This window comes from Thermoleptolyngbya sp. PKUAC-SCTB121 (assembly GCF_016919485.1).
GTDB lineage: Bacteria > Cyanobacteriota > Cyanobacteriia > Elainellales > Elainellaceae > Thermoleptolyngbya > Thermoleptolyngbya sichuanensis.
On record NZ_CP070366.1, the window covers coordinates 1303116 to 1318384 of the forward strand.

At 58.2% G+C, this 15269-nt stretch carries 14 protein-coding genes; 2 read left to right on the forward strand and 12 right to left on the reverse strand.

The window, feature by feature from the left end; genetic code table 11:
- Positions 1-214 precede the first annotated feature (214 nt).
- Positions 215-1690, forward strand: coding sequence for a phospholipase D-like domain-containing protein (locus JTM80_RS05390; RefSeq protein ID WP_205370738.1), 1476 nt, complete (start codon positions 215-217; stop codon positions 1688-1690).
- A 44-nt stretch (positions 1691-1734) separates the two neighbouring features.
- Here JTM80_RS05390 and nusA read toward each other — a convergent pair whose 3' ends face one another.
- From nusA to JTM80_RS05440, 11 genes are all read right to left on the reverse strand, one after another.
- A complete protein-coding gene (nusA, locus tag JTM80_RS05395) occupies positions 1735-3279 on the reverse strand; it encodes a transcription termination factor NusA (protein WP_172357714.1) in 1545 nt (514 codons plus the stop codon).
- Between the two features lie 150 nt (positions 3280-3429).
- Positions 3430-3894, reverse strand: coding sequence for a ribosome maturation factor RimP (rimP, locus tag JTM80_RS05400; RefSeq protein WP_172357712.1), 465 nt, complete (start codon positions 3892-3894; stop codon positions 3430-3432).
- Positions 3895-4159: 265 nt separating this feature from the next.
- On the reverse strand, positions 4160-5425 hold the full coding sequence (locus JTM80_RS05405) for a metallophosphoesterase (RefSeq protein WP_228721643.1): 1266 nt from the start codon (positions 5423-5425) through the stop codon (positions 4160-4162).
- A gap of 14 nt (positions 5426-5439) precedes the next feature.
- A complete protein-coding gene (locus tag JTM80_RS05410; protein WP_205370739.1) occupies positions 5440-6435 on the reverse strand; it encodes a phosphate ABC transporter substrate-binding protein in 996 nt (331 codons plus the stop codon).
- A gap of 462 nt (positions 6436-6897) precedes the next feature.
- Positions 6898-7161, reverse strand: coding sequence for a DUF6439 family protein (locus tag JTM80_RS05415; protein ID WP_205371278.1), 264 nt, complete (start codon positions 7159-7161; stop codon positions 6898-6900).
- A 184-nt stretch (positions 7162-7345) separates the two neighbouring features.
- Positions 7346-7849, reverse strand: coding sequence for a 2-oxo-4-hydroxy-4-carboxy-5-ureidoimidazoline decarboxylase (uraD, locus tag JTM80_RS05420; RefSeq protein ID WP_225906766.1), 504 nt, complete (start codon positions 7847-7849; stop codon positions 7346-7348).
- A gap of 162 nt (positions 7850-8011) precedes the next feature.
- Positions 8012-8977, reverse strand: coding sequence for a GNAT family N-acetyltransferase (locus JTM80_RS05425; protein ID WP_172357708.1), 966 nt, complete (start codon positions 8975-8977; stop codon positions 8012-8014).
- A 318-nt stretch (positions 8978-9295) separates the two neighbouring features.
- A complete protein-coding gene (locus JTM80_RS22955; RefSeq protein WP_255548878.1) occupies positions 9296-9421 on the reverse strand; it encodes a hypothetical protein in 126 nt (41 codons plus the stop codon).
- Positions 9422-9881: 460 nt separating this feature from the next.
- Positions 9882-10031, reverse strand: coding sequence for a hypothetical protein (locus JTM80_RS05430; protein ID WP_172357706.1), 150 nt, complete (start codon positions 10029-10031; stop codon positions 9882-9884).
- Between the two features lie 347 nt (positions 10032-10378).
- Positions 10379-10924 carry a hypothetical protein gene (locus JTM80_RS05435; protein ID WP_228721642.1) on the reverse strand — a complete coding sequence of 182 codons (546 nt, stop codon included), beginning with the start codon at positions 10922-10924 and terminating at the stop codon, positions 10379-10381.
- Between the two features lie 163 nt (positions 10925-11087).
- Entirely contained in the window at positions 11088-11939 is an 852-nt protein-coding gene (locus JTM80_RS05440) for a hypothetical protein (RefSeq protein ID WP_172357704.1), read from the reverse strand.
- Between the two features lie 272 nt (positions 11940-12211).
- Here JTM80_RS05440 and eat point away from each other — a divergent pair, with 272 nt between their 5' ends.
- Entirely contained in the window at positions 12212-13750 is a 1539-nt protein-coding gene (gene eat / locus JTM80_RS05445; protein WP_172357702.1) for an ethanolamine permease, read from the forward strand.
- 108 nt (positions 13751-13858) lie between these two features.
- On the opposite strand, the gene JTM80_RS05450 is transcribed toward eat, so the two are convergent.
- Positions 13859-15157 carry an adenylate/guanylate cyclase domain-containing protein gene (locus JTM80_RS05450; protein WP_172357700.1) on the reverse strand — a complete coding sequence of 433 codons (1299 nt, stop codon included), beginning with the start codon at positions 15155-15157 and terminating at the stop codon, positions 13859-13861.
- Positions 15158-15269: the final 112 nt, after the last annotated feature.

A 15269-nucleotide genomic window follows, 5' to 3' on the forward strand; every position in this document is an offset into this window, starting at 1 on the left:
ATGGGGCATATCTATTCTCGATTTCGGAGTTGGGATTTTAGAGTTGCGATTTTGGGTCTGCAATTTTGACTTGCGATTGCGATTTTGGAGGGCTGGTCAAGCGTCGGCAGGGCTTCCAGCAATTGCATTCGCAGCCCCACTTTCGCAGCGCCACTTCGGAGAATTGATAGGAGTCCTGCATCCCTGATCCCTGACACCGTTCAGGGCCATTTCGATGACACGATCCAAAAGACGTAAGCGCTGGCTGCTGCTGCTTCCGGCGGGGCTGCTGCTGGTGGCGGGGCTGAGCCTGTGGCGGCGAGGAGTGGCGCAGGCCCCGCTGCTGGAGCCGTTGCCGCAAGATCCGCTGATTCAGGCCTATTTCAACCAGTCGCAGGCGGCGCGTTATCAAGACCCCTATCGGGGCGTGGAGCGGCTGGGGGACGATCTGGAGCAGGTGATCGTGGACGGCATTCTGTCGGCGCGGCGATCGCTCGATGTGGCAGTGCAGGAATTGCGGCTGCCGCGCATTGCCGAAGCTCTGGTGCAGCAGCATCGGGCGGGGGTGCGGGTACGGGTGATTGTGGAAAACAACTATCGGCGGCCGCTGAGCCAGGTGTCGGGGGCAGAGACGGGGCGGATGTCGGAGCGCGATCGCACTCGGTATCAAGAGGCGCTGCGGCTGATGGACGAAAACGGCGACGGTCGCGTTTCGCCCCAGGAGGCAGCGCGGCGCGATGCCCTAGTGATGCTGGAAACGGCCGGCGTACCGCTGATCGACGACACGGCGGATGGCTCCAAGGGCAGCGGGCTGATGCACCACAAGTTTGTCGTGGTGGATGGTCAGGTAGTAATCGTCGGGTCGGCAAACTTCACGACCTCGGACATTCACGGCGACTTTGGCGCACCAGACAGCCGGGGCAATCCCAACCATTTGCTGCGGATTCAGAACATCGCGCTGGCGCAGATTTTCACCGACGAATTTAACCTGATGTGGGGCGATGGGCCCGGCGGCCGCCCCGATAGTCGCTTTGGGCTACAGAAACCCGCGCGATCGCCCCGTTCAGCGTTGCTTGCGCCGACCTCGCGGGTGACAGTCCAGTTTTCGCCCACCTCGCCCACCCAGCCCTGGCAGATCAGCGTTAACGGGTTAATTGGGCGGGCCCTGTCAGCTTCGCGGCGACAGGTGGATCTGGCGCTGTTTGTGTTTTCTGACCAAAACCTGGGCAGCACGCTGGAAGCACAGCATCAAAAGGGCGTTCAGGTGCGGGCGCTGATCGACCCCGGCTTTGCCTTCCGCTATTACAGCGAGGCGCTAGACATGATGGGCGTGGTGCTGCCTGATTCCCAGTGTCGGATTGAGAAGGGGAATAAAACTTGGGAGAGGGCGATCGCCACCGTGGGCATTCCCACCCTGCCGGAGGGCGACCTGCTGCACCACAAGTTCGCCGTGATCGACCAGCAGCGCGTCATCACTGGCTCCCAAAACTGGAGCGCCGCCGCCAACCACAACAACGACGAAAACCTGCTGGTGATCGACAACGCCACCGTCGCAGCCCACTTTCAGCGCGAGTTTGAGCGGCTGTACGCTATGGCGGAACTCGGTATTCCTGGATGGCTTCGGCAAAAAGCACAACAGGAGCAGACCCGCTGTGGGCTTGCTCCTGCGAGTGCCAGACATCGCTCTGAAGAAGATTTAGATGCGGAATAGAAGCGGAATCAAAGCAATCTCTCAGAGACAGGCGTTAGACCCGATCAGGCCTTGTCGTCCTCTTCATCCAAGTCGTCTTCATCCAAGTCCTCTTCATCCAGGTCGTCGTCTAAGTCTTCTTCGTCTAGTTCTGCTGCAAGGTCAGCTTCATCTTCTGCCACCGAATCATCTTCTAGCTCGTCTTCTAGCTCATCTTCGGCTAGAGCAGCGGGTTCGTCGTCGGCTAGCTCGTCTACTGCGTCCTCATCTGCGGGGGCATCGGTTTCTGGGTCTGCTGCGGGGGCGATCGCCGCTTCCGTCTCCACAGCCTCTTCGACCTCTAGCGCTTCGTCATCGTCTTCTTCGTCATACTCTTCCTCTAGCGCTTCCTCTTCTGCCCGTTTGGCTGCGGCGGCTTCCTCTGCTAAACGGCGCTGTTCTGCCAGTTCAGCAATCTTCTGGTTTTCGGCTTCATAGTCATACTTCGCCGTGTCCTTGATGTCGATCTTCCAGCCCGTCAGCCGCGCCGCCAGCCGCACGTTCTGCCCTTCTTTGCCGATTGCCAGACTGAGCTGATCTTCCGGCACTAGCACATGGGCCTGACGGCTTTCGGGATCGACCAAGCGCACCTCATCCACCCGCGCCGGACTCAGCGCATTGGCAATGTACGTTGCAGGGTCGGGCGACCAGCGAATCACATCAATCTTTTCGCCGCGCAGCTCGTTCACCACCGCCTGAATCCGAGAGCCGCGTGCGCCAATACAGGCTCCCACTGGGTCTACGTCGCGCTCCAGGGTATCCACAGCAATTTTGGTGCGCGGGCCGACGGAACGCGAGGGCGGATTGGCTTCCCGCGCCACCGCCACGATTCGCACGATCTCGTCCTCAATCTCCGGCACTTCGTTGGCAAACAGGTCTACCACCAGCCCTGCGTCGGCCCGCGATACCAACAGTTGCGGCCCGCGATGGGACCCTTCCGACACGCGCTTCAGCAGCACCTTAAACACAGCATTGGCGCGATAGTTGTCGTTGGGAAGCTGGTCGCGCTTCAGCAGTTCCGCCTCCACCTCCGGCTGTCCAAACCCGCTGCTCACTGCCATAATCACCGACTGTCGCTCAAACCGCAGCACCCGCGCCTGGGGCAGCACGGTTCCTTCCAGGTCTTGGAATTCTTCCTGCACCAGCTTGCGCTGCTGATCGCGCAGTTTTTGTGCCAGGACTTGCTTGGTCTGGATCGCCGCCATCCGCCCAAACTCGTTCTGATCCGGCGTTACGTCCAGCACCACCGTATCGCCCAGTTGCGCTTCTGGAGCCACTTCCTGCACTTCTTCCAGGGCAATCTGGTGGTCGGGGTTGTCCACGGTTTCCACGATCGCCTTGGTGGCCAGCACTCGAAACCCTTCGTCTTCGATGTCTAGCTCCACCTCAAAGTTGTTGAAATATTCTTCGTCAAAAATCGACGTATCGGGTCGGTGCGTCCGGCGATAGCGCTCATAGCCCTTCAGCAGCGCCTCCCGCAGCGCCGCCTGCACTGCGTGTTTCGGCAGGTTGCGCTCGCGGCTGATGCCGTCAATCATTTCTTGTAAACCGGGCAGGGTAACCATGGACATGATTCAGTTCTCCGTGGGTATTAAGTTTTGGAAGTTTGAGTATTTTGGGAAGTTTGAGTATTTGAGGAGGAGACCGGCGGCTGAGTGTTCTTGTGTGTCAAGTACCAAAAGAATCCATCGCACAAATGGTAGATGCATACAGAACAGACGTTATCCTCGCTTCTCATCTAGCTGCACCTTGCTGACCAGATCGCGAGGAATGGCGATCGCCCGTCCCTTCTGGCTCAGGTGAATTGCGTCGTCGTCTCGCTTGATCAGTTGACCGTTCCAGGTAGTACGTCCCTCGTAGGGGGCACTGGTAGACACAATCACCGCAAAACCTTTGAAAGAGATAAACTCCCGGTCGGTGGTGAGCGATCGCGAGATGCCCGGACTCGACACCTCCAGCACGTAGGCATCGGGAATCAGATTTGCCTCATCCAGCGCCACCTCCAGCGCATGGCTCATGCGTTCGCAGTCCTCCAGCCCCGTGTCTTGCTCCAGGTTGCGGATATCGATCCGCAGCACGGGCGGGTTTTGGTTGGTGTGAAACACGGCTCCGACCACTTCCAGCCCTAGCGGTTCTGCGACTGGCGAGGCCAAGGCGAGAATGTCGGGGATGAGTGGGTGTGCCATAGGAAGGAGTAGGGGAATTGGGATTTTGGATTTTGGATTTTAGGTTTTGGGTTTTGGACTTTGAACCTTGGTTCTTGGTGTTTGAATTCCCGGGGAACTCAAAACGAACATAAAAAAAGCGGGTGCGGAACCCACTTCTGACAACGTTGCGTCCTGAAGATGATGCAGGACGTAACGCCTTCATCATGCTGCTAGTGTAGCGCAATTCAGAAATTGGCGGCAGACTTCGTTACCTAGCGCAAAGTCCTTGCCCCACGCGGGATTACTACGCCGCACAAGCTTGCTCACCCAGTCGATTGATGCAGAGCGCTTTTTCGGCGGCCGTTAGCTCCTGCAATTTCACGTCGCGCCGCAGTAGTAGCCCATTATGACCCACCAAAAATCGGGGCAGGCTTTCCGGTTTTAAGACCTGAAAGGCCTCCATGTCGTAGGTGGTGTAGGTTGTCTTTTCGGCGTTGTTAAAGTTGATGTCTACAACGGTCAGGGTTTTGCGGGGTGGCAGGTTGTGGTCGATGTATACGCGGCCACCCGACCCCAACAAGCCGGAGTAGAGCAGTTGCAGCTTGCCCCGGTGGGCGGGATAGTAGGCGTGGTGGTGGCCGCTGATGTAGGTGTGGACGTTGTATTTCTCTAGGAGCGATCGCAGTTGGTCGGCGTTATCCAGCACTTCACCGGGTTTGTCGCGGCCCTGGGCAATGCCATACAGCGGCAGATGTCCCAATACGATTCTTAACTGGGCAGACTGAGCCGCTTCGCTGGAGAGTGCCTGCTCGGCCCATTGCAGAGTTTCGGGCAGAATTTTGCTGCCAGAGCCGTCCCACACCAGGAAAAACACGTCGCCCTTCTCGCTACGAGTGGTAAAGCTGTAGGAGAAGGGATAGTCAGCGCGATCGCCAAATTTTAAGCCCGGACTGTGGGCCGGGTTTTTCCAATACTTTGCTGCCGCATCGCGCTCCCGCTGAAACCGAAACCCGCCCGCACCCTGCGCGTTTGACGCATCATGGTTGCCCAGGGTGAAGCCGAAGGGAACGCCAAACCGCCGCAGCGGAGCCGCCACATGTTGATCAAACGCCTGCCACATGGCAGGAAAGGCTTCGTCGGGCAGGGTCGCTTTTTGCCCGGCGATCATGTCGCCGCCGCACAGCACCAAATCGGGCTGCCAGAAGGGAACGAGGGCGATCGCCCGATCCACTTCCTTGGAGTAATGCGTCGAGCCGTAGGCCTCGTTCAAATCGCTGATCACCACCAGCCGCACATCGCCCCTCGGCGGGTTGGGCAAATCCGGCAGCCCATCCAGCACCGCCTGAGTTTCTACAGGCAGATCCGGCGAGTCGGATGGCACGGTCGAGCGGACAGGTGGCGAAACCCGCAGCGCACTAGGAACTTGCGTCGTTGGGGACTGCGTGGCCTGGAGCGACCTAGGCTGACAGGCATACAGCCCCAGCGCCACCCCCAATCCCAACAGAGCCAATAGCCCCCAGCGGAAGGGCAGGGTTCTCCAGCTTGCGCCGCGCCAAAATCTCATGTTCATCTCGTAGTTGGAGATTATTGCAATGGGATAAAGCCGCTCTGCTGCACGATTTGCTGCCCCGAAGACGACAGCGCCATGTCGATAAACTGCTTCACTGCGGGGCTGGTTTGCCGCCGAGCGACCAGAAAGACAATCCGACTGATGGGATAGGTGCCGTTTTTCACAGCGGCAATGTCTGTCGGCTGCACGCCGTCAATCGGCACAATTCGCACCGTTTGCTGATTCACCACCTGCTGCACAGTGCTATAGCCAATGCCGTTATTGCCCAGCGCCCGCAGCATTGGCGTGGTTTCGTCGCGAGGCAGCGTGGTGAAATTGGGTCCCTCTGGCGCAAAGTCGCCGCCCAGCAGCACCACGTCCTTAAAGAAGCTCTGGGTGCCGCTGTCGTTGGCGCGATTGATTACTTTAATCGGCGCATTGGGGCCGCCCACTTCCGACCAGTTGGTAATCTGCCCCTGATAAATCCGCTTTAGCTGGTCCAGCGTTAGCCCGCCGGTGTAGGGGTTGTCTCTGCCCACCACCACCGCCAGCGCATCACGAGCAATCGGCACGCCAACCAGCCCAGACTGGGCTTCCGCCGCGTTCAACGGGCGAGAGCTGGCCGCCAGGACAACGGTGCCATTAGCGAGATTCTGAATTCCCGCATTCGTTCCGTTGGGGCGGCCGTCGGGTACGCCGTAGGTCGTCGGCAAGCCCGGATTGGTCTGGGCATAGGCAAGCTGGAGCCGTTTCATCAGCGACACCATTGTCACGCTGCCGTCAATCGTCAGCACTGCCGGATCTGGGACGGAAGTCTCGAGATTTGTTGCACCGCCCGCAGCGGGCGGCGGAGAAGCGGGGTTCAGTGAGGCGGGATCGGGTGCATCAGGGCTAGTGGCTATGGGCGAGTTGCCGCCACCATTGCCGTTCAAAAACTGCCTGCCAAAGAACCAGAGTCCGCCGCCGATCAGCCCAACGGTAACCATCAGGGCGACGAGAAGTGCAGCAATATCGTTTTTCCCTTGAGACATAGATTGCGGGGATCAGGGATGAGGGGGACGTTGCGATTAAGGCTGGGAGAGGAATGCCGAGCTTTCTAGATGCTTAGAGTCCAGGTTATGGAATCTAGAAATGGCGATTCGCGAAGCGATCCCTAAGGGAATCGCCTCTAGTCTACTCAACGAATTCCACAACTGAACATGTCAATAGACTACAGCGACACATTACAGCGATATATTAGGGTGTATCCCACTTTTGTAACCCTCACCCTAAATCCCTCTCCCAAAGCGGGAGGGGGACTTCCAATCCGGCTCCTCTTCTCCCAAAAAGGGAGAAGGGGCTGGGGAATGAGGGCAACTTACAGAACTGGGATACGCCCGACACATTACGCGACATGGTATAGCAGCAGATCACAGCGACAGACTACAGCTACCTACAATCCCCTGCACCCCAATTCTGGAATGCTCCGCGTCCCTAGTCACCCCTGCCCTCCTCTACCGTCCATGCGTCGGACAAGGCGGTGCAGAAATCGACCGATCTAGCCAGCCCGCCGCCTGCTGCAACCTCGCCAGCGCTTCTTCCGGCTGATCCTTCAGTAGATATACCAGCGCGGTAGAAGCCTGCTCTAGGGCGCGGGCCTTGCGGTTTGCCTTGAGGCGATGCCAGTCATTGGGGGCGATCGCCATTCGCTGCAAAAGCGCCTGCGCCAGTTCCAAATCGCTAAACTGAGCCAAGTCGCGGGTTGCAGGAGAGAGCATCGGTTCATTAATCAGCGGCTCACCTGAGTGCAGCGGCTCCGGAGGGGTCTTTGTAGCGGTCTCAGTCTTCCCAGAATCAGACATCGCAAGTTTCCTAAACGCTTTATCTCCAGCCTAACCGCTTTGCGACCGCAAGACAGCGCAACTGGAACTGGTCAGCGTTGCCAAAACGCCAAAACCCAGTTCACGCTTCTGCACCAACCGTCGCATCGAGGCGAAAGCGGGCGATTTTGAACACTTCCTGGAGGGCAGTTTGCAGTTCGGCTGCGCGGGAGTTTTGCAGCCGTTCCTCAAAGGCCGCGAGAATGCTGGCTTTGGTGTGCGATCGCACGGCAATGATAAACGGAAAGCCAAACTGCTCAGCGTAGGCTCGATTGAGCCGGTGAAAGCGGCTGTATTCCTCCGGCGAAAGGCGATCCAGCCCTGCGCTTGCCTGCTCTTGCACCGAGGCTTCGGCCATAGCGGTGCGGCTGCCCAGGTCAGGATGCGCCCGCAGCAGCGCCAGTTGCGCCTCGGTGCTGTCTGCCTGCACGACTGCGACCATTGCCTGATGCAGGTCGTCCACGGTGTCGAAGGGGCGCTGATGCCACGCTTTGGCGGCGATCGCCGGAGTGTTTTCAAAAATTGCCCCCAGCGCGGCTACAAACGCCTCCTGGGACATAGCGTTGAGTTCAGATAAAGACAGCATTTGGAGCGGTAGAGTGCGGAGCAGTGTGATGGTAGCACTGTTTGGGAGCGGTGGAGGGAGGAAGAGGGAAGAGGGAAGAGGGAAGAACGAAGAACGAAGAGAGAAGAGGTTCCGGTTTTCGTTCTTCGTTTTTCTTTCTCCGTTTCTCGCCTCCTCACTCCGTCACCCCATCACCTTCGCGTAGCTCAACCATGCAAACTGGGGCACAAATCCGACTGAGTGGTAAAGGTCGTAGGCAGCGTTGGGGTTTTGGGTATCTACGCCCAGCAGTGCTGTGTCCATGCCTTCGGCTTTGAGCCGATGCAGACCAGCAAGCAAGAGCGATCGCCCCAGGCCCCGCCGTCGAAAGCCGCGACGAGTTCCCAGCGAGCTGATCCAGCCTTCGCGACGGCCAAAGTGGGCGTTGGTGGGGATGCTGATGCAGCATCTGCAAAAGCCGGCCAGCGTGCCATCGGGCGACACGGCGATCAGATCCAGATCGGGTCGATAGTCCGCCTCGCCCAACCGATGTTCATGCTGCTCCACCGTCAGCGGGTGAAAGCCCCAGTGATCGATAAAGGTCTGGTTGTACAGATCCACCCAGTCTTGGGCAGGCACGCGGCGGGTATTGTCGATGATCTGAAACCCGGCGGGCAGTTGCGCGAGGGGAATAGGGTCGAGGAGCGATCGCGCTTCGGTGAGAAAGCGACGCTCGTATTCAAAGCCGCTGCGTTCAACTAGAGCGAGGCGATCGCCCTCCGTATCGCGGCTGTGGACATAGAGCTTGGTGGGCAGGTTGCGGGCCTGGCCGATTTGCAGCAAGCGGCTTTCGCCCCAGCGCAGCATTTCGGGTTCCAGTCGGCTGTGCCAGTCGGGATGCACCCGCAGTGACAAATGCCGCTCCAGAAAGCCGTCAATGGGTTCCTTCGCGCCCCAAAGCGAAGCCACACCCACCAACTGACCCGTTGTGTCTTCCCACAGGCGGCGATCGCCCACTGGGTCAAAGCTGGGATGGGTAGCATCGTGGGCCAGCTCCTCGGCGGTAAAGAAATACTCGCAATAGGTGGCGGCTTCGCAAAGATTAAGGAAATCCGCTAAGCGCTGATAGTCGGCCTGGCCGCTGACCGAGCGCTCCGTCAAAGTCATCATGTCAAAAACTCCGGGTGATGGTAAACAAAACGCCATCCATCCAGCAGGCTTTTTTCACAGGACTGACGCACTTGCGATCAGTTTTCTGGATTTTGGACGATTTCTCGCGGACTGCGCCCACAAGAAATCGTCCAACTGCGCCCGTTCTAGTTCAGCCAAAAGGTGGGCATTAGGAATGCCTGAGAGCCTGATCAACGCACGCATCTGGTACGTTAGGCATCACGCTAAAATGCAGGCTCTAGAACAGTCTTCGCTGCTGATAGTGAATGGCTCTGGGCCGGTTAACTAGCTCTCTGGTTTGAATGTGTTGCTGATGCTCTAGCGAATCGGGGGCTGCGTCAGGTCGAGCAGGGGCAGCGGGCGATCGCTCTGGTAGAGCCTTGTCTGGAGGCGGCGCAGCGACATCGGGCATCGCCGCCGAAATGGGTAAAGGTTGAGAGTCAAGAAACATCGGTTGCACCTCCGGTTTTTAGAAATTCTGTGGAAATGGCGTGAAATCGCGAGAAAACCGCGCAGTGCAACTCAAGGGTTCACCGCGCTCTCTTAGCCTGTAAAATTCATGGGTGCTTCAATACTACTTAAACTACAGTATGCTACAAGATTGGGCAGGTCTATCCCCCGATCGGGTAGTATGAGATTTTGGATTGGCGATTTTGGATTAGCGGACATCCGCCAAGCTGGCATCCATCCGCCGCGACTCAATCCGCGCCCTTGCAGACCAAAATCGGGTTCCGAGAGCGTCGCATCTACGACCCAGCCCAGAACCCGATTGAGACGGTATATTCAAGATGCTTGATTCGGACTTGTAGATTTAGGAAATCTATCGGTCTTGCTGAAAACCTATCGGTCTTGCTGACCCAAAAATTGATTCCAACGAATTGATTCCAACGAACGGCTCGACGAATCAAGCAGAACCCCGTCGCTTCAGGGAGGCAATCATCTGCTGCTTGACAGCACCCGCCCACTCGTCAAAGTTAAACTCTTCAGCCGGAGGGGTTGCAGGCACTTTTGGAGACAGCGGTTGCTTTGTGTCTTTGAGGTTTTGGCGGGCCATAAGGATCTCTCCAGCGGTAGCGATGTTAAATGAAATTACCAAAGCGGAAAGTTCTATACCTGTATCCGCAGGACGATCTGTAGCTATAGATACAGAACTTTTCTTCGATCATAACCCTATGCTGCCCAGCGGGTCACTGCCTCTAGCTTCTCAAATCTTCAAATACCCCAAATTCCCCCGACCGGGTGACTCCACGCCCCGCAGTGGCTAAACCTTGGCCGAACTTTGGCTGAACTTTCTTCGGCAGCTTGGCGGAGGGCGATCGCCCTGATTCCCCGCCAGCCAGCCTAGGCCAGGATTTCAGGCATCTATTAACCTGCTGCCCTTCAGCTTTCTCTAGAACCAACCTAAAACCGATTGAGAAAATGCCGCATCCGCACCTTGCTAGAGACATAGGGCGGAAACTGGTAATGCTCTGCTAGCAGCCAGGCCACCATCAGCAGGTGGGCGGTAAACGTAATGCTGACCCAGACCACCGGAAACCATGCCCAGGGGCTACCGGGCAGCGGTGGAAAGGTATAAGACGACAGCCAGACAATTCCTGTGGGCAACACCACCAGCACCACCGCCACCAGCCAGACAAAGGCAGTGAGGTTGGGGTCCGTTTGATAAGCAGATTGCCAGTTCCAGCCCGTCCAGCGCCAGGTCATGGGCTGTACGCTGTCTGCTACCTGCACCGACTGATCCGCCAGATTCGCCGTAAAAATATGCCGACAAAAGTTGCAGGCGAAGGCATCCATCAGCGCTAGCCCAGTGATTTCGCCATGCCGACAGACAGGACAGGTGTAGCGATCGCCAAAATCGAGCGATCGGGTGCGTGGGCCAGCCTTCTGGGAACTCATGGGCGATCGCTTGGAATGCCCGCTATCCGGCGAATTTAGACCTGGCATCATGGGCGACACTCCGGGCGACAGGTGCAGGGTTGAAGGCTGGAACGTGATGCTGGAACGTGATGCTTGAATGCTGAATGCTTGAACGCTAAACGTCGAAACCCAAACGCCTGTGATGACTGGCGCTCGTGATGACTGGATGCTTGCTAGATACTTTCTGGATACTTTAACGATAGCTCAACAGCGCCGTGCGATCGCCCACCGTGCGGACAATCTCTTGTCCATTGTGTTCCAAAATCACGCGGGGTTCTTGGCCATTCATTTCTACCCGCTTAATTAGCACTGTGCCACCCGCGAGGCGATCGCCCACCGACGCATAGCGGCTCCCCTCTCCCGGCACTTCGACGATAATGCTGTATCGACCGCCCATTTCCATCGCGCCCCTGATCTGGATGCTCTGGGGAATGCTGACGGGGGGCGCGGCGGGCACGGGCAGAACGGCAGGCGGGGCAGCAGCAACGGCGATCGCAGGCGGTACGGCAGGCACAGGCACCAGCGCAGGCAGTTCAGGGATAACCTGGGGCTGGGGTAGCTCCGCCGCGATCGGGCGATCCTCCGGCGGCACGGGCGGAATGGCGGGCTGCCGAATCACCACGGGCGTTTCGCCTAGCGACGCAAACGGGTCGCTACGCCCCGCGCTGACCTGGGGTAGGCGGCTGGGCACAGTGGTCGAGGAAATCAGCCCGGTGGCCAGCTGTCCTGGCGGTAGGGGCTTAGTGGCAGCGGCGCTGGGGGCAACGGGCACAGTGGGCGAGGCAAACATTTCAGATGGGGTTGCCGTGGGTGTTGTGTCTGCGGAACCCTCGGCGATGGGCGATTCGGCAACGAGGCCTGCTGCAGGGTCTGGGTTGGCTGCCTCAGGCGCAGAGCCTCTGCCGCAGCTTGCCATCAGCAGTCCTACACTGCCTGCGATCGCCCAGGCAACGCGCCCTGGTCGAAATCCATGCTGAACTATGCCTTGAACTGTGCTGTGCGGAGAACCCCTGTCTGAAGAAACGTTGCTCGCCGAATTGCTCATTGCCGAATCACTCCTCACCATTGCCCTGCCTGCTTGCAGATTCACAACTCCAAAGCATAGCGCCGATTTCTCTGGGGCGATCGCCTAAATTATTAAAGAATTCCAGCGCTGAAGAATTCCAGGAAACCCTTTTGCTGCAAGAGTGCCGTTGCACCGACCTTACCTTTTCGGAATGCGGCGCAAGTCGGAATGCGATGCAAGATCGCTACGAACTCGCGCCGTCCCTGCTTGTGTGGTATTAAATCGCTGTGGACACGTTTTGTGAGGCAGGGATGGCAGGTCAAATTCCAACCGATCGAAATCCAGGACATCCCGCAGACGAGGGAGCGCTGGAGGCCTGGGTGAGCTATGAACCCGTCGAGGCGGCCTATTTTCAGAAGCGACAGCTCCGCCGCAGCGTGGGCTGGGGGCTGCTGTGGGCGCTGGGGGTGGGCGCGGTCATTTCGGGCAATTTTTCGGGATGGAATTTTGGGCTGGCGGCTGGCGGCTTTGGCGGCATGGCGATCGCCACCCTGCTCACGGCAGTTCTCTACATCTGCCTGGTCTACACGATTTCGGAGTTATCTGCGGCGCTGCCCCACGCGGGCGGTTTCTATTCCTTTGTGCGCCACGCCTTTGGGCCGCTGGGCGGCTTCCTTTCCGGCATCACCGATTTGATCGAGTACCTGATTACGCCAGCGCTGATTGCATTTTTCATCGGCGCGTATTTAAACAGCCTGTTTCCCGCCGCGCCGCCGCCCATCTGGTGGCTGCTGTTTTACGCCATCTTTGTCGGCATTAATATCCTGGGTGTTGAACCCAGCCTGAAGGTGGGGCTGGTGTTCACGGTGATCGCCCTGGCGGTGCTGGTAGATTTCTACCTGGGAGCAGTGCTGAGCGGCAAGTTTCAGCCGGGGCTGCTGCTGAATATTGCCCCTACTGAGGGAAATCCCGCCTGGTTGCCCAACGGGGTCGGCGGCATTTTTGGCGCAATTCCCTACGCCATCTGGTTCTTTTTGGCAATCGAGCAGTTGCCCCTGTCGGCGGAGGAAGCGACCGACTCTCGCCGCGACATTCCCCGCGCCCTGCTATTGGGCATTGCGACGCTGCTGGTCTTTTCGCTGCTGACGCTGGTGCTGAATTCTGGCGTGCCCGCGACCCTGGTGACGGCGGATACCAACGAAACCTTTGTCGGCGCAGCGGCGATCGCCCGCACCACCGCCCCCCTGGCTGACGGACTGCGAGCCGTGTTTGGCGAAGGCACGGTGGCCACGCGCACGCTCACATTTCTAGCGCTGACGGGGCTAATTGCCAGTTTCCACGCCGTCATCTACGCCTACAGCCGCTCTCTGTTTGCCCTGTCGCGGGCGGGCTATCTGCCGCGCTGGATTTCCGTCACTAGCCAATATCGGACTCCGGCGATCGCCCTGCTGGTGGGGGCGGCAGTGGGGCTACTCTGCATCGGGCTGATTGAACTGGCGGGTCAGGCCATCGGCCCGGCACTATTGAATATGGTCGTCTTTGGCGCGGTGCTGTCTTACATTCTGGTGTTCGCCAGCTACCTCAAGCTCAAGCGCGATCGCCCAGAGCTCTATCGTCCCTACCTCAGCCCCCTGGGGTCGGCAGGCGCTTGGGTAGGGCTGATTCTCTCTATCGTGGCGCTGGTGGCCAGCCTGGCCGATCCAAACTATCGCCCCGGGATTCGGGGGGTGCTAGTGGTAATCGCCATCCTGCTGGCTTATTTTTTCCTCTATTCGCGCCGCAGGCTGGTGTCTCGTGCCCCAGAGGAGGAAACAGCGCTGCTGCTGCGGGTGCTGCATGAATTGCGATGAGGGCGGTTTTAGATTTTGGATTGGCGATTTTGGATGACTGGGCAAACTGGACAAGCCAGATTGAGACGATTCAGATTGAGACGATCCAGATTGAATCGTTCAGCCAGCCTAATCCGCATGGCGCAGGAGCAGGTAAGTTTTCATTTGCCCTTTGCCCTTCACGTAAATCGTGCCGCGTTCTTTGAATTCGTAGCGATCGCACAGCCGGACATACACCGCCTCTGTTACCTGGATCATGCCCGGAAGCCCCTGCGACTCCATGCGGCTGGCGGTGTTTACCGTGTCGCCCCAGAGATCGTAGATAAATTTCTTCACACCGATTACGCCCGCCACGACGGGGCCCGTGTTAATGCCAATCCGCATGTTAAACGGCGTGTTGTTTGGCGTTTTGAACTGGGCGATCGCCCGCTGCATGTCCAGCGCCATATTGGCGATCGCCTCCAGATGGTCGGCCCGCTCTACGGGCAACCCGCCAACCACCATATAAGAATCACCAATGGTTTTGATTTTCTCCAGCCCATGCTGCTCTGCCAGCAGGTCAAATTTGGAAAACACCTGATTCAGCAGCCACACCATCTCCTCCGGCGGCACGCCCGCCGACAGTTCCGTAAACCCGACAATATCGGCAAACAGCACCGTCACTTCGGGAAAATGCTCGGCGATCGTGCGCTGGTCTTGTTTTAACTGCCGCGCGACCGACTCCGGCAAAATATTCAGCAGCAATCGCTCCGACTTTTCTTGCTCTGCCTCCAGCGCCCGCCGCGCCCGAAACTCCGCCCGCTGCAACTGCTCATAGAGAAACACCGACAGGTTACAAATCCCGCAAAACCAGAGCAAATAGAGCCACAGCGTTGCGTCCCACATTGACCCGGCGGTCTCACCCAGCCCCAACAGCGAGTTCACAATCAGGTAGTAGCCCAGCAAGCCGACTTGAGTTATCAAATGCAGCGGCCAGCGTACGGGCAACAGCGTCGCCTGCACCAAAAACACTAGCGTCCAGGCAAACACACCGGGAAACGCCACGCCTCGCAGCGTTGCCCAAATCTGCTCGATCAGCGTAATCGACCAGGAACAGCCCAAAAAAATCAGCGCCGGATAGCGCCGCCCAATCTTGCCCCGATGGAGAATCAGGCACAGCACCAGCCCTAATAAGGATGCACCCGCCATCGCAAACCAGCTTGGCGGAACCGTGCTGCGATTGACCAAAACCAAAAGCACCCGCAGCAGAATAAACGTGAGATAAGCCAGAATCCCAATTCGCAGCGACAAACTCAGCCGTCGCCGCATAAAGCCCTGCTGCCATTCCAGATAGGCAGGATCTTCATTGCCAAGGTCTGAGGGAAAGAGGGCTTCCCGAAATACGCTGGGCAGTTGGTGGAGGCGTTGAGTCAGCGACGAAAGGTTCACAGAACGCGGCTGGGGGAGGGGAGGTTCGGGGGACGGAGACTCAACAAAAACTTAATGAGTATTGGCAGATGAGTATTGGCAGATGAGTATTGGCAGTAGGTGGGCGGCCAAA

Excerpts from the sequence above, each read along its gene's own strand:
- JTM80_RS05390 (WP_205370738.1), top strand. The coding sequence starts at position 215 with ATGACACGATCCAAAAGACGTAAGCGCTGGCTGCTGCTGCTTCCGGCG.
- nusA (WP_172357714.1), bottom strand. The coding sequence starts at position 3,279 with ATGTCCATGGTTACCCTGCCCGGTTTACAAGAAATGATTGACGGCATC.
- rimP (WP_172357712.1), bottom strand. The coding sequence starts at position 3,894 with ATGGCACACCCACTCATCCCCGACATTCTCGCCTTGGCCTCGCCAGTC.
- JTM80_RS05405 (WP_228721643.1), bottom strand. The coding sequence starts at position 5,425 with ATGAACATGAGATTTTGGCGCGGCGCAAGCTGGAGAACCCTGCCCTTC.
- JTM80_RS05410 (WP_205370739.1), bottom strand. The coding sequence starts at position 6,435 with ATGTCTCAAGGGAAAAACGATATTGCTGCACTTCTCGTCGCCCTGATG.
- JTM80_RS05415 (WP_205371278.1), bottom strand. The coding sequence starts at position 7,161 with ATGCTCTCTCCTGCAACCCGCGACTTGGCTCAGTTTAGCGATTTGGAA.
- uraD (WP_225906766.1), bottom strand. The coding sequence starts at position 7,849 with ATGCTGTCTTTATCTGAACTCAACGCTATGTCCCAGGAGGCGTTTGTA.
- JTM80_RS05425 (WP_172357708.1), bottom strand. The coding sequence starts at position 8,977 with ATGATGACTTTGACGGAGCGCTCGGTCAGCGGCCAGGCCGACTATCAG.
- JTM80_RS05430 (WP_172357706.1), bottom strand. The coding sequence starts at position 10,031 with ATGGCCCGCCAAAACCTCAAAGACACAAAGCAACCGCTGTCTCCAAAA.
- JTM80_RS05435 (WP_228721642.1), bottom strand. The coding sequence starts at position 10,924 with ATGATGCCAGGTCTAAATTCGCCGGATAGCGGGCATTCCAAGCGATCG.
- JTM80_RS05440 (WP_172357704.1), bottom strand. The coding sequence starts at position 11,939 with ATGAGCAATTCGGCGAGCAACGTTTCTTCAGACAGGGGTTCTCCGCAC.
- eat (WP_172357702.1), top strand. The coding sequence starts at position 12,212 with ATGGCAGGTCAAATTCCAACCGATCGAAATCCAGGACATCCCGCAGAC.